Genomic DNA, 12,825 nt, shown 5'->3' with positions numbered 1-12,825 from the left:
TAAAATGTGTGATAACCACACATCTGGGGGTTTGTAAATGTTAAATTCTGTCGAAAATTTAAATATGCAAGATTTAAATCAATATATTAATGGAAGCTCTTTGTTCCTGAAGGAATATTTTGAAAAAACTATACCTTTCGTTGATCTCATAGTTACTTCTCCACCATACTGGGATATGAAAGATTACGGAGAAGTTAAAGAACAAACCGGTTTTGGACAAGAGTATGCTGCTTATTTAAAAGATATAAAGAAAATATTTGAAGGTGTTTATCATATAGCTAAAGATAGTGCATCAATGTTTGTTATTGTTGATACTATGAAAAGAGACGGTAGAATGATTAGGCTCCCAGATGATATATCAAGAGAGCTTGAAACAGTAGGGTGGGTTCATCAAGATACTATTATCTGGGATAAAGGGAAAACATTACCTTGGTCTAGAAAAGGTCAGATGAGAAATGTTTTTGAATATGTTTTAATGTTTACTAAAGGAAAATCGACTAGCTATAAGTACTATATAGATAGAATAAAAACCACTGATAAACTGAAAGAATGGTGGATAGATTATCCAGAAAGATATGGTCCACAGGGGAAAGTACCAGATAACATTTGGGAATTTTATATTCCTACTCAAGGAAGTTGGGGTTCAAAAAAAGACTTTGGTGAGGAAGAATTTCGGCATGCATGTCCATTTCCTCCTGAAATGATGGCAAGATTGATATTATTGGCAACAGACGAAAATGATGTCGTCTTTGATCCATTTGCGGGTACTGGTGTACTCTTAGCAACTGCTGAAAAAATGAATAGACGATTTTTAGGGTTTGACACAAACCCGGATTATAAAAAAGTTTTTGAAAGTGTTACGAAAGAGTTAGTAGATGAAAAATGGAATGAAATTGAATCGTACTACAACTATCAAAATCGATTAAAAAAAATTTTAGAAGAATCTATTTATAAATTGAGAGTTTTGAAATATCCTAAAGCTGTTATAAAATCAATGAGAAATGCTATAAAAAAAAATCCTGGTTGGGTTGCTAATAATTTTTCATTAATAATCGCTATTGAAAATAAACTTGAGAAAAATGAAGTTTCACTAAAAAATAAAACAATAGGGAAAGTGGATTATTATTTTGTTTGGAATGATAAGGAGACTATTGTTCAAGCTAAAAATCAGATATTAGAATTGATTTCGAAAGCACCGTTCACTAAGTATGGTTTAATTGTAAATGTAAATGTTCTTCTAGTAGAAGAAATGTCTTTACTCCTAGACCAAATACCCAATGTATTAAATGTATATACACAAGGTAACACTACTAATTCTGTTTCCGTGGTTGACATCAAAAATTTCTTCGAGTTAGTTAAAAGTAAATCTTTGATCTCTGAATTTGATAAAGATATTCCACCGCTCTTAAGTAATGTGAAGATAAAATACGAAGACTATGAAATGTTACCAGCTGAGAAATATGAGAAAAAAGGGTACAGTAAAGAAATAAAACAATTATCTATGTTATTAAAATAGGTTACCTTATATTGTTAGTTTTATACTCAAGATCGAGTGTAAGAAACGGAGCTGACATCTATGATACGACGTGCCACCTTGATGGACGGAAAAGCCTTATCGGACTTGATGCGACGGATTGATCGGGAAACGAAATATATGTTGTATGAACCGGAAGAACGCAGCATGTCGACGGAACAGGCAGAAGCGTTCATTGAACGATTTGGTCAGGCAGCAAACTCAGATATCTTCGTCGTCGATGTCGATGAACAACTTGTCGGCTATGTGCTGGTCGTCGGTGGAAAACCAAGTCGAATCCGTCACCGGGCGAACCTTGTCATCGGCTTGCTCGATGCCTATACGGGGCGCGGGCTTGGTGCCGGATTACTCGAAGCAGTCGATGCCTTTGCCGTTGAAGCGGGACTCGTCCGGATGGAACTGACAGTCCGGAAAGATAACCTGCGGGCAATCGAGCTTTATCATAAGTTTGGTTTTAACATCGAAGGCACACGAATTGCCTCGCTGTTCATTGACGGCGAGTACGTCGACGAACTGGCGATGTCGAAGATTTTTACAACAGAAGAAATCTAAAAAAGATGCTCGGTTGCCTCCTCTCAGATTGAGACGGGACAGACGAGCATCTTTTTTATTGGGATAATTTTTGTTGTTCGAACTCGACTTCGAGGACATTTTTGGCATAATCCTTGCCCCAGTCATACATCGCATCCAGAATCGGCATCAGGCTGTAGCCGTGTGGCGTCAATGAATATTCGACCTTCGGCGGAACGACCGGATAGACTTCCCGGTGGATGATATGGTGATCTTCCAGTTCCCGTAACTGATTGACGAGCATCCGTTGCGTAATGCCGGGCATCAGACTTTTCAGCTCTCCGAAGCGTTTGGTGCCTTCTTTCCCAAGGTGCCAAAGAATCAGCATCTTCCATTTCCCCCCGATGATCGATAGGGTCAATTCTTTTTCACAGTTAAACTGCCGGTCTTCAAAATGTGGCATCGTCCCACCTCCTTTTTTAGTATAGCCCTCTTGTCATCGACAGTATACTTTTCCGCACTATGTATGAAAAATCGCACTATGTAAATTAAAAGTGCGTACTTCCCAATTTCGTCTATGAGGATTATATTTAGTCATGTTCCTTCACGAACGTCAGAAGGAAGTGCCAGGATTCATAAATAGAGAGAAGAATGGGAGAGATCAATGATGAAATTACAATTAGCAATCGATTTAGTAGATACAGCAGGTGCCATCGCTTTAGTCAAAGAAATTGGGGAAGAAAACTTGGATATCGTTGAGATCGGGACACCGGTCGTCATCAACGAAGGGCTTCGTGCCGTTAAAGAAATGAAAGCGGCATTCCCGAACTTAACGGTTCTCGCCGACCTAAAAATCATGGATGCTGCCGGCTATGAAGTCAGCCAAGCTGTCGCACACGGTGCTGACATCGTGACGATTCTTGGAGCAGCCGAAGATATGTCGATCCAAGGTGCCGTTGAAGAAGCGAAAAAATCAGGCAAGAAGATTTTGGTTGATATGATTGCTGTCAAAGATATCGCGACACGTGCGAAAGAACTTGATGAACTCGGTGTTGACTACATCTGTGTCCACACAGGTTACGATCTTCAAGCCGTCGGTCAGAACTCGTTCGAGGATCTCGCAACAATCAAATCAGTTGTTAAAAATGCAAAAACAGCAGTTGCGGGCGGCATCAAGATGGAGACATTACCGGAAGTCATCGCAGCACGCCCAGACCTCATCATCGTCGGTGGCGGAATTACCGGACAAGACGACAAACAAGGAACAGCGTCAACGATGCGTCGGATGCTGCAAGAGGCGTAAATGACACATATTCAAACGATTTTACAAGAGCTGACGTCGACGGTCGAAGCGATTGATCAAGCCGAGACGACGCAACTCGCCGAAGCCGTTCTGAAGGCAGACCGGATCTTTCTCGCTGGAGCCGGTCGCTCCGGCTTGATGGGCAAAGCGTTTGTCATGCGCCTGATGCACATGAACTTCGATGCGTACGTCGTCGGTGAGACGGTTACAGCGAACTTGCGTGAAGGAGACTTGCTGATCATCGGATCAGGATCCGGTGAGACGAAAACACTCGTCCCGATCGTCGAGAAGGCGAAACAGATCGGTGGAACCGTCGCGGTCGTCACGATTGAGCCGACGTCGACACTGGCGAAGTTAGCGGACTTAACCGTCAAACTGCCGGGAGTGCCGAAAGAGCGAACAGCCACGGCGGATGAAACGGTTCAGCCGATGGGATCATTGTTTGAACAAACGATGTTGCTGTTTTACGACGCATTGATTCTTCACATCATGGCGGCGAAACAACTTGATTCACAAACGATGTACGGCAAACATGCTAATTTGGAATAGAAGAAATCATAAGACCGGTAGACGTGTGTGACACGTTTGCCGGTCTTTTTGGTATAATTTTCAAAAAGGTATTCCCATTTGTGTGAGTTTATTCGGATGACAGAAAGAATCGACTTGTAATAATGAGAGAAACGAAGGGGTAGAAAGGAGGACGGGGAATGCGTTTTGTAAAGCCGATGACAATCATCGTATTGATCAGCAGTTGTCTCCTGTCGGGATGCATGTCTGAGACGGAAGAACCTGTCGTGAAACCGCCTGCTGACGTTAAATCAGTAAAACCAGTTAAAGAAAAAAATGAGGTGGAGGAATTTTTAATCAAAGAGCCATCGAAAGATGCGGATACACCGGGAAAAGCGGCCGTCGAACAGATTCAACTGACATTTAAAAATGGACAAACGGCTGTCCCGACCGAAGACGATGTCTTGTCGGAAGCAATTCTCGGTCAAAAAGCGGTTGTCAGTCTGCATGCACCGAAAGCACAGAATAATTACATCATCTTATTTTACGAACGGTCTAATCGCTGGACATTAACCGGGATTCTTCCAGTGGCAGGTCCAAGTAAGTCCGAACGTTCGAAATCACGTGGCTTGAAGCTTCCGTTTCAAACGTTTAAGAAAAATGAAATGGTCTGGAATGACGAAAAAGACGCTTCGACCACGTGGACGTTTACCGGGAAACAGTCTATTATCACAGTCTCGAAGCTGTCACAGCAGACGATCGACGATAAGCGGTCAGCAAGTGTGACATTATCAAATGGCATCACAGCATACACCCACGAGACGAGGCGGGAAGCCAGCTTGTCTTATCAGGATGGCGAACAGACGGTTCTCTTAGGTGGTAACGTCCCGCTTGCCAGTCTTAAAATACTTGCGGAATCATTGCCTTCCGTGAACTCAGGATTGTTTCCGTATCCTGAAGCAGAATAAAAAAATCGCCGTTTCCCGCATCTCCTGACAGAGTTGATGAAAACGAGCGATTCTTTTTTTACATATTTAATGTCTTACCACTTCATGTCAAAATCAGCCCCGACGTCTTTCGCCAAATGCGCATCTGATCCGTAAACGAGCGGAATCCCTAAAGACTGCGTGAGTTGTAGGAGTTCCGGGTAAGGATAGGAAAGACCGCACAACGGTTTCCGCAATCCTGCCGTATTGAGATCGAGCGTAAAGTCGGCCTGCCGGATTTTCCGAACCGTCTCATCCAAGTTTGCCGGCGTCTGCTCGAGCGGATAAGCTTGAATGAACTTCGTCGGCAACGTCAGGTGACCTAGACGTTTTGGTTGATGCGTGCCGAGGTTCGTCATGACGAGTGCCTGGATACCTTCGTAATAGCGTTCATGAGCCGCCGTGACACTGCCTGTCGCCGTGACGATCTCACCAAAACTTTCTTTGCTGAAGTCGACCATGTAATACCGGTCCTCGATCCAGAGGTAATGGAGCGACAGGATGCCGTCCGTCAGCTCGGGACCGTAACGGGCGATGATGTCGCGCGTGCCGTCGACGTCATGTTCCCAGTAGTCAAACTCCATCCCGATCCGGATGTCGATATCGTTTTTGTATGTGTCGCGTAACGTCTTCAGTTCTTCGATGTAGCGTTCGGCTGTCGCAAACGACATCCCGGAATCGTTGTCGGGTGCCGGATCGACGAGTCCTTCCGGAAGCGGAGCGTGCTCGGTGAAGCTGATCCGTTCGAGACCTTGTACCAGGGCGCGTTCGATATACGCTTCAAGTGGATCCTTTGTTCCGTGCGGACAATACGGGCTGTGGACGTGACCGTCCCATTTAATCAATTGCATGACAAAACCTCCAATATGTTTTTTTCAGTACGAAAACAGGCAAAAGGATTGACAATCAAACCACAAAAAAGGTATCTTATCGTTAAATAATTTAGCATGGTACAGTGATAACAAGATAAAGGAGTGGCGACATGCAATCATTTTCTACGATTCGACTCAAAGACGGGGCGACGGACTACGTCGGGCCATCAGCTGAACGCCTGCAACGTGTCATCCGCCAACTCGAGGATGGACTCGAACAATCTAACTATACCCGATTAATCACCCCTTTAATTGAAGAAGTCGGTGGCCGGGAACAAATTCGGATGGATTTTACGACAAGTGTCGCGCGGGCGCTCAGTGAGCGGGGCCGCGAACAATATAAACGGGTCTTTTACAGCGGATCGGTTTTCCAGCCGGAAGAGAAGTTCCAGGTTGGTTTTGAAGAACGCGGTGTCATCGCGGAAGTCGAAGCGATTCAGCTTGCCGTCCGACTCGTCGAAGAGTTGACGGGAAAAGAAGTGACGTTGTCGATCGGCGACGCCGGATTGATTGAACACCTGATTGAAACGCGGGTCGGTGATCACCACCTGCGGGATCAAGTGACACAGATGTTGCGGTTACGGAACGTCATCGAACTGAAACGGATTGCCCGGGAACTCGATGATGCCTTGCTTGCGAAACTCCCGCTCTTGTTTGGTCGCGAAGGGGCGGAACAGATTTTGCCGTATGTCGACGAAACCCGCTTGAATGCCGTCATTGATTTAGCGGACGCCGTCAATGCCGATCTCGACTTCGGACAGATGGGGCTGCAGACATACTATGATGGCGTGACGATCCACGGTTTCATCGAAGGTGTGACCGAGCCGGTGTTGGTCGGAGGACGATACGACCGGCTGTACGAACAATTTGGTCAGGAACAACAAGCGTTCGGGATCGGATTTTCCGTCGAACGACTCGCGGAGGTGCTCTAAATGCGGATTGGGATTACGAAAGGCCGGCTGTCGAAAACGACGGAAAGGTATTTAAAAGAAGCGGGCGTCGAAACGTGGGGGGCGATTGAACGTGAATTGATCGTCAAACGCGGCGAACACGAATTCGTCTTCATGAAAGGGTCGGATTTGATTCCGTACGTCGCCCAAGGTGTCCTCGACGTCGCGATCACCGGCAGCGACATCCTGCTCGAATCGGATCAGGAATTGTCGGAACTGGCCGAACTGCCATTCGGGATTTGCCGGATGTCGGTTTGTGCGAAAGAGCCGTTGCAGTTCGAAGGCGGACGCCGGGTCCGGATTGCGACCAAATATCCGGTCATCGCGAAACGTTACTTCAGTGAACTTGGTGTCGATGTCGATATCGTGCCGCTGAACGGTTCGGTTGAACTGGCACCATTGCTCGGTCTTGCCGATGCGATCGTCGATATCGTTGAAACGGGTGAAACACTCCGGGCGAACGGTCTCAACGAATATGAAAAAATCATCGATATCAACGCCCGATTCTTTACAAGCGAGTGGACGTTGAAACGCAAACGCGTCGAAGTGATTCAATTACTCGAACAGCTGACAGAAGGAGTGACACGGTAATGGCAACGACAAAAAACTTCAGTGTCGACCGCGAGACGGAGCAAGCCGTCCGGTCGATTCTGGAACAAGTGGCAAACGACGGCGATGCAGCCGTTCGTCGCTATACAAGTGAATTTGACCGTGTTGATTTGACAGACTTCCGTTTGGATGAAACGAAGATTCAAGAAGCGTTTGATCAAGCCGATCCGAATCTGGTCGACTCGTTAAAACTGATGGCGACTCGACTCGTTGAGTGGCACGAACAAGAATTGCCGTCCGACATCGAGCTCGTCGAAGCGGACGTCACCCGTCGCCAACGGTTTGTTCCGGTTGACTCGGTCGGGATTTATGTCCCGGGTGGAGCAGCAAGTTATCCGTCGACCGTCCTGATGAACGCGATTCCGGCTAAAGTCGCCGGCGTCGAGCGGGTCGTCATGGTGACACCGGTCACTGGACTCAGCATGGAAGTATTGGTCGCGGCGAAAATTGCCGGTGTGACAGAAATCTATACGATCGGTGGCGCCCAAGCCGTCGCTGCCTTGACGTTCGGTACGGAATCGATTCAAGCAGTTGATTTGATCGTCGGACCGGGTAACCGGTTTGTTGCCGAAGCGAAACGTCAAGTCTACGGCATCGTCGGCATCGACTCGGTCGCCGGACCGTCGGAAGTCGTCGTCATCGCTGATGAGACGGCGCATCCGGACCGGATTGCTGCGGATCTCCTCGCACAAGCAGAACACGACCGGGATGCGGTTGCGATTGCCTTTGTCCCGACGGAAGCGATGAAAGCGGACGTCGATGCGAACATTGAACGCCGGCTGCAACAGTTACCGCGCCAGGAGATTGCACGCCGGGCGATGGAAAACGGTGGTGTCTTCGTTGCCTCACTTGATGATGCGATTGAAGAAGCCAACCGCTTGGCAGCCGAACACTTGGAGCTCGCTGTCGCGAACCCGCAAGAGGTCGTCAAGTTGATCCGTCACGCGGGGATGATTTTCCTCGGACATGAAACACCGGAAACGCTGGGCGATTACGTCGCCGGGACGAACCACGTCTTACCAACATCCGGGACAGCCCGCTTTGCGTCCGGCTTATCGGCACGAACGTTCTTACGTCACCAGACGATGCTCGAAGCGACGCGGGAAGGTGTCGCTCGACTAGCCAATGCCGCGAAAACCGTTGCCCGGGTCGAAGGACTCGAAGCACACGCACAAGCGATAGAAGTGAGGGAGAACTGATGCGATTACACCAAAACGAACGATTTACGGCACACAGCCGGGTTGGAATCGAGACGATCAAACAACTCGTCGAGACGTTTCCGATCAATGAATACCCGGTCGAAGTCATCGACCAAGCGAAAGCATCGTACAGCGCCTATGCCGGTGTCCGTCCGACGCAACTCGTGGCCGGGAATGGCTCCGATGAACTGATTGGCTACCTCTGTGCCCGCTACGCCGGTCCAGAGTCACCGGTCATCGCCTCGCAACCAGACTTCGTCATGTATCAGTTTTATGCCGACCGCGCACGGGCCGACTTCAGTAAAGTCCCGTTGCTCGACGGGATGGCACTCGATGTCGACGGACTGCTCGCTGCACCGGGCAACATCATCTTCCTCAGTCACCCGCATAATCCGTCGGGGATTTTACGCAAGGAAGCGGATGTCCGCCGATTGCTCGACAGTGGAAAATATGTCGTGATTGATGAAGCTTACATCGACTTTGCCTTTGAGCAATCGATGGTCGGTTTACTCGACGAGTATCCGAACGCGATCATTCTCCGGACGTTGTCGAAAGCGTTTGGCCTCGCGTCCTTGCGACTCGGCTTCCTGATTGCGAGTGAACAGGTCGTCGCGGAAGTCGAATCAATCAAGTCGCCGTATAACGTTTCTGGACTCTCGGCTGCGGTCGGGATTGCCATCATGGCAGAGCCGGAACTGGATCTCGTCTTGGAAGAGACGTTCGCGAGCCGGGACACGATTGCCCGTCTGGTCGAACCGCTTGGTAGAACGTACCCGAGTGCTGCGAATTTTGTTTACGTCGAATACGATCAAGCTGAACGCTTCACCGAACGTTGTGCCAACGCCGGACTGCGGATCCGTTTGTTTGACGGAGCCTTCCGTGTCAGTTGCGGTTCGACGGAAGCGATGGAAATCTTAGAGAAATGTGTAGAGGAGGAACTGCAATGCGTCGTGGGACAAGTGAACGAGTAAGTTCAGAATCAGAAATCAAGGTCGCGGTCGACCTCAGTGGCGGACCGGTTGAGATTAAGACAGGTGTCGGCTTCTTTGACCACATGTTGACGTTGTTTGCCTTCCAGGCCCGGATTGGTCTTGTGATTGAAGCGAAGGGCGATCTCTGGATCGATGCCCACCATACGGTTGAAGATACGGCCATCGTTCTCGGAGCTGCCTTGACGGAAGCGTTAGGCGACAAAGCCGGCATCGAACGGTACGGCGAATCACGTGTGCCGATGGACGAGACGCTTGCCTCGGTCGTCCTCGACTTCAGCGGTCGTCCGTATACGGTCTTCCTCGCCGAATTCAAAAATCCGAAGCTCGGTGATTTTGATACGGAACTGGCGGAAGAGTTTTTCCAAGGCTTGTCCCGCAGTGCCCGGATGACGATTCATGCCCAAGTCCTTTACGGATCGAACACACACCACATGATCGAAGGACTGTTCAAGGCACTGGGGCGGGCTGTCCGTCAAGCAGTTGCCGTAACCGGTGACGGCGTCCCGTCGACGAAAGGACTGATTGACCAATGATCGCGATCGTAGATTATGGTGTCGGCAATATCGCAAACATCGAACGGGCGTTAAAAGAGCTCGGAGAAGCCGTCATCGTCACAAGTGATCTGGAATTACTTGGACAGGCGGAAGCGCTCGTTTTACCGGGGGTCGGTGCCTATGCGCCGGCAATGGCCCGGTTAGAAGAGACGGGATTGATTGAGTTCTTACAGGAACAAGCGACGAAAAAACCATTCCTCGGGATTTGTCTCGGGATGCAACTGTTGTTTGAATCAAGCGATGAAGACGGACAGACAGAAGGGCTCGGTATTTTACCGGGAACAGTCGAAAAGTTGCCAAGTGACGTCCGCTTGCCGCATATGGGCTGGCATCAATTGAAGAATCACGGCGAAGCGGTTTATTTCGTTCACTCGTACGGTGCGGTCTGTGATCCGGACTGGATCGTCGACTCGGTCGAATACGGACGACTCGTCCCGGCCATCGTCCAAAAGGACTTGGTGACAGGGATGCAGTTCCACCCGGAGAAGAGTGGCGAAGTCGGACTGAAATTACTTAAGGAATGGAGAGAGACGACATGCAACTCTACCCAGCAATCGATTTAATGAGCGGACAGGCCGTCCGGCTCAAACAAGGTGATTTTCAACAGCAGACCTTTTTCGGGGATGCGTTGACGATTGCGAGACGGTTTAAAGAAGACGGTGCGACAGCGATTCACCTGATTGATCTCGATGGCGCAAAAGCCGGTGAACCTCTTCACTTGAGCCTGATCGCGGACATCAAAAAAGAAACCGGTTTGTTCGTTGAAGCCGGCGGCGGCGTCCGCAACATCGAAACGGTCGAAGCCTACGTCGGCGCCGGGATTGATCGGATTTTAATCGGCACGGTCGCACTCGAAGACGAAGCGTTGCTCGAACAGATGATTGAGCGGGCCGGTGATAAGTTGGCTGTGGCACTTGATGCCAAAGACGGCATCGTTCAGACACGTGGCTGGCTCGAAGCGAGTGACTGGACGCTCGAACGGGCGATCGAACACTTGATTCAAAAAGGCATTAAGACGTTCTTATACACGGACATCTCCCGCGACGGGATGATGCAGGGACCGGATGTCGACGGACTCGACCTTTTAAAACGGGACGGCGTTGAACTGATTGCGTCCGGGGGTGTGACGACGGTTGAAGACGTCGCCCGCTTAAAAGAGATCGGGATGGACGGTGCCGTCATCGGTCGTGCCTTGCTCGACGGTTCGTTGTCGTTGAAAGAGGTGCTTCGCGTATGTTGATGAAACGGATCATTCCCTGTCTTGACGTCAAGGAGGGACGCGTCGTCAAAGGCGTGAAGTTTCAAAATCTGCGTGACCTCGGCGATCCGGTCGCCGTCGCGAAATACTATTACGAACAAGGAGCCGATGAGTTGGTCTTACTTGATATCTCGGCGACACAGGAAGGCCGCGACACGATGCTCGATATCGTCGAACGGGTGGCGGAAGTCATCTACATGCCGTTTACGGTCGGCGGCGGGATCAAGACACTCGAAGATGCAAAACGTTTGATCCGTGCCGGTGCCGATAAAGTCTCCCTCAATTCGTCGGCGTTACAGAATCCGCAACTGATTCAGGACATCAGCCGCCTGTTCGGTGTTCAGGCGACGGTTGTCGCGATTGATGCTAAACGGACAGGGGACTCATGGGGTGTTTTCTCGCACGGCGGTACGCAAGCCGTCGGACGGGATGCAATCGAATGGGCGAAGGAAGCGGTCTCGCTTGGAGCCGGTGAACTGCTTGTCACGTCGATGGACGCCGACGGAACAAAGGATGGCTACGATCTCGAGTTGATTCAACGTTTGCGTGAGGTCGTCAACGTTCCGTTGATTGCGTCCGGCGGGGTCGGAACACTCGAACACTTGGCGGAAGGACTCGAAGCGGGAGCCGATGCAGCACTTGCTGCCTCGATTTTTCACGAAGCGACCTATACGATGCCGGAAACAAAAGACTACCTGAAGGCGAGAGGAGTCAACGTCCGATGATCGAATTGAATTTTTCAAAAGGACTCGTCGCGGCTGTCATCTTGGATGAAACAACAAATGATGTCCTGATGGTCGGTTTTATGGATCAGGCCGCGTATGATAAGACGCTTGCAACCGGACTCGTCACCTTTTTCTCGCGGACGAAAAACCGGCTCTGGACGAAGGGCGAGACGAGCGGACATACGCTCGAACTGCGCCGTATGTGGATCGACTGTGATCAGGACAGCTTATTGATTACCGTGAAAGCGAACGGACCGACGTGCCATACCGGCAACCGGACTTGTTTCTATACTGAAGTGGAGGTGCCGCATGCTACATGAACTCGAAAAAACTGTAAAAGAAAAAATCGCGTCACAGGATGAGGCGTCTTATACGAATTATCTGGTCAAAGCAGGCCGCGAAAAAATCGCCAAGAAATTCGGGGAAGAAGCGTTTGAAGTCGTCCTCGCGGGCGACGATACGCTCGCGGAAGAGACAGCGGATCTGCTGTATCACCTGACTGTGCTTCTCGCGGACCGGGGTGTTTCGTTTACCGACGTCGAAGCTGTTCTAAACGAACGTCACGGAACGAAATCGACCTTTAAGGATCGTCCGGATATCGAAAAATGGTAATGACCGACTCTACATTCCGAAAACCGGATGTAGAGTTTTTTTATGTAGAAACGGGGAAATACAAAAGAAAACTGTCAATAAATCGTCAGAACATTTTGATAGGCATTTAGTAGAAAGCGGGCGTATAATCAAGAACATAGCAGGTTTGTTCAGAAAGTAGGTGTTGTATTGGTTACAAAAAAAGAAATTACGAAAACGATCAAAGACCAGTCAA

The 12,825-nt window shown here is 49.2% G+C and carries 15 protein-coding genes and 1 pseudogene; 14 read left to right on the top strand and 2 right to left on the bottom strand.

All coding sequences use genetic code 11. The features are described 5' to 3' along the window. Positions 1–37 precede the first annotated feature (37 nt). Both EXIG_RS12100 and EXIG_RS12095 read left to right on the top strand, forming a co-directional pair. The gene (locus tag EXIG_RS12100) at positions 38–1,516 is read left to right on the top strand and encodes a DNA-methyltransferase (RefSeq protein ID WP_012371241.1); all 1,479 of its coding nucleotides are present in this window, start codon (positions 38–40) and stop codon (positions 1,514–1,516) included. 60 nt (positions 1,517–1,576) lie between these two features. Then, entirely contained in the window at positions 1,577–2,086 is a 510-nt protein-coding gene (locus EXIG_RS12095; RefSeq protein WP_012371240.1) for a GNAT family N-acetyltransferase, read from the top strand. Positions 2,087–2,141: 55 nt separating this feature from the next. Here EXIG_RS12095 and EXIG_RS12090 read toward each other — a convergent pair whose 3' ends face one another. After that, positions 2,142–2,507 (bottom strand): winged helix-turn-helix transcriptional regulator, encoded by a 366-nt coding sequence (locus EXIG_RS12090; protein WP_012371239.1) that lies wholly within the window; start codon positions 2,505–2,507, stop codon positions 2,142–2,144. Positions 2,508–2,711: 204 nt separating this feature from the next. Here EXIG_RS12090 and hxlA point away from each other — a divergent pair, with 204 nt between their 5' ends. The 3 genes from hxlA (at position 2,712) to EXIG_RS12075 (ending at position 4,822) form a co-directional block, all read left to right on the top strand. Beyond that, positions 2,712–3,347 (top strand): 3-hexulose-6-phosphate synthase, encoded by a 636-nt coding sequence (gene hxlA / locus EXIG_RS12085; RefSeq protein WP_026827605.1) that lies wholly within the window; start codon positions 2,712–2,714, stop codon positions 3,345–3,347. After that, entirely contained in the window at positions 3,348–3,896 is a 549-nt protein-coding gene (hxlB, locus tag EXIG_RS12080; protein WP_012371237.1) for a 6-phospho-3-hexuloisomerase, read from the top strand. 158 nt (positions 3,897–4,054) lie between these two features. Continuing rightward, complete coding sequence (locus EXIG_RS12075; RefSeq protein ID WP_012371236.1) at positions 4,055–4,822, top strand: hypothetical protein; 768 nt, start codon at positions 4,055–4,057, stop codon at positions 4,820–4,822. A gap of 74 nt (positions 4,823–4,896) precedes the next feature. Here the strand turns inward: EXIG_RS12075 and hisJ are convergent, their stop codons facing one another. Continuing rightward, a complete protein-coding gene (gene hisJ / locus EXIG_RS12070) occupies positions 4,897–5,691 on the bottom strand; it encodes a histidinol-phosphatase HisJ (protein WP_012371235.1) in 795 nt (264 codons plus the stop codon). 131 nt (positions 5,692–5,822) lie between these two features. On the opposite strand from hisJ, the gene EXIG_RS12065 reads away from it, so the two are divergent. The 9 genes and pseudogenes from EXIG_RS12065 to hisIE all read left to right on the top strand — a co-directional run bounded on the left by EXIG_RS12065 (position 5,823) and on the right by hisIE (position 12,611). Next, the gene (locus EXIG_RS12065; RefSeq protein ID WP_012371234.1) at positions 5,823–6,644 is read left to right on the top strand and encodes an ATP phosphoribosyltransferase regulatory subunit; all 822 of its coding nucleotides are present in this window, start codon (positions 5,823–5,825) and stop codon (positions 6,642–6,644) included. Next, complete coding sequence (gene hisG / locus EXIG_RS12060) at positions 6,645–7,253, top strand: ATP phosphoribosyltransferase (protein ID WP_012371233.1); 609 nt, start codon at positions 6,645–6,647, stop codon at positions 7,251–7,253. Further along, positions 7,253–8,470 (top strand): histidinol dehydrogenase, encoded by a 1,218-nt coding sequence (hisD, locus tag EXIG_RS12055; RefSeq protein WP_012371232.1) that lies wholly within the window; start codon positions 7,253–7,255, stop codon positions 8,468–8,470. Before hisG ends, hisD begins: the two co-directional genes overlap by 1 nt. Next, the gene (locus tag EXIG_RS12050; protein ID WP_012371231.1) at positions 8,470–9,441 is read left to right on the top strand and encodes a pyridoxal phosphate-dependent aminotransferase; all 972 of its coding nucleotides are present in this window, start codon (positions 8,470–8,472) and stop codon (positions 9,439–9,441) included. Before hisD ends, EXIG_RS12050 begins: the two co-directional genes overlap by 1 nt. Then, positions 9,414–9,995, top strand: coding sequence for an imidazoleglycerol-phosphate dehydratase HisB (gene hisB, locus EXIG_RS12045; RefSeq protein WP_012371230.1), 582 nt, complete (start codon positions 9,414–9,416; stop codon positions 9,993–9,995). The genes EXIG_RS12050 and hisB overlap by 28 nt, the downstream gene beginning before the upstream one ends. Beyond that, a complete protein-coding gene (gene hisH, locus EXIG_RS12040) occupies positions 9,992–10,579 on the top strand; it encodes an imidazole glycerol phosphate synthase subunit HisH (RefSeq protein WP_012371229.1) in 588 nt (195 codons plus the stop codon). The genes hisB and hisH overlap by 4 nt, the downstream gene beginning before the upstream one ends. Beyond that, positions 10,552–11,256, top strand: a complete 705-nt coding sequence (gene hisA / locus EXIG_RS12035; RefSeq protein WP_012371228.1) for a 1-(5-phosphoribosyl)-5-[(5-phosphoribosylamino)methylideneamino]imidazole-4-carboxamide isomerase — start codon at positions 10,552–10,554, stop codon at positions 11,254–11,256. Before hisH ends, hisA begins: the two co-directional genes overlap by 28 nt. Next, entirely contained in the window at positions 11,250–11,999 is a 750-nt protein-coding gene (gene hisF, locus EXIG_RS12030) for an imidazole glycerol phosphate synthase subunit HisF (protein WP_012371227.1), read from the top strand. Before hisA ends, hisF begins: the two co-directional genes overlap by 7 nt. Continuing rightward, positions 11,996–12,611, top strand: a pseudogene (hisIE, locus tag EXIG_RS16265) (bifunctional phosphoribosyl-AMP cyclohydrolase/phosphoribosyl-ATP diphosphatase HisIE). The gene hisF and the pseudogene hisIE overlap by 4 nt, the downstream one beginning before the upstream one ends. Positions 12,612–12,825 lie beyond the last annotated feature (214 nt).

Source organism: Exiguobacterium artemiae 255-15, assembly GCF_000019905.1.
Lineage (GTDB): Bacteria > Bacillota > Bacilli > Exiguobacteriales > Exiguobacteriaceae > Exiguobacterium_A > Exiguobacterium_A artemiae.
This window is presented reverse-complemented; position numbering and strand designations above follow the sequence as displayed.

What these genes read in the sequence shown, in the direction of transcription:
- EXIG_RS12100 (WP_012371241.1), top strand. Translation starts at nt 38, where the DNA reads ATGTTAAATTCTGTCGAAAATTTAAATATGCAAGATTTAAATCAATAT.
- EXIG_RS12095 (WP_012371240.1), top strand. Translation starts at nt 1,577, where the DNA reads ATGATACGACGTGCCACCTTGATGGACGGAAAAGCCTTATCGGACTTG.
- EXIG_RS12090 (WP_012371239.1), bottom strand. Translation starts at nt 2,507, where the DNA reads ATGCCACATTTTGAAGACCGGCAGTTTAACTGTGAAAAAGAATTGACC.
- hxlA (WP_026827605.1), top strand. Translation starts at nt 2,712, where the DNA reads ATGAAATTACAATTAGCAATCGATTTAGTAGATACAGCAGGTGCCATC.
- hxlB (WP_012371237.1), top strand. Translation starts at nt 3,348, where the DNA reads ATGACACATATTCAAACGATTTTACAAGAGCTGACGTCGACGGTCGAA.
- EXIG_RS12075 (WP_012371236.1), top strand. Translation starts at nt 4,055, where the DNA reads ATGCGTTTTGTAAAGCCGATGACAATCATCGTATTGATCAGCAGTTGT.
- hisJ (WP_012371235.1), bottom strand. Translation starts at nt 5,691, where the DNA reads ATGCAATTGATTAAATGGGACGGTCACGTCCACAGCCCGTATTGTCCG.
- EXIG_RS12065 (WP_012371234.1), top strand. Translation starts at nt 5,823, where the DNA reads ATGCAATCATTTTCTACGATTCGACTCAAAGACGGGGCGACGGACTAC.
- hisG (WP_012371233.1), top strand. Translation starts at nt 6,645, where the DNA reads ATGCGGATTGGGATTACGAAAGGCCGGCTGTCGAAAACGACGGAAAGG.
- hisD (WP_012371232.1), top strand. Translation starts at nt 7,253, where the DNA reads ATGGCAACGACAAAAAACTTCAGTGTCGACCGCGAGACGGAGCAAGCC.
- EXIG_RS12050 (WP_012371231.1), top strand. Translation starts at nt 8,470, where the DNA reads ATGCGATTACACCAAAACGAACGATTTACGGCACACAGCCGGGTTGGA.
- hisB (WP_012371230.1), top strand. Translation starts at nt 9,414, where the DNA reads ATGCGTCGTGGGACAAGTGAACGAGTAAGTTCAGAATCAGAAATCAAG.
- hisH (WP_012371229.1), top strand. Translation starts at nt 9,992, where the DNA reads ATGATCGCGATCGTAGATTATGGTGTCGGCAATATCGCAAACATCGAA.
- hisA (WP_012371228.1), top strand. Translation starts at nt 10,552, where the DNA reads ATGCAACTCTACCCAGCAATCGATTTAATGAGCGGACAGGCCGTCCGG.
- hisF (WP_012371227.1), top strand. Translation starts at nt 11,250, where the DNA reads ATGTTGATGAAACGGATCATTCCCTGTCTTGACGTCAAGGAGGGACGC.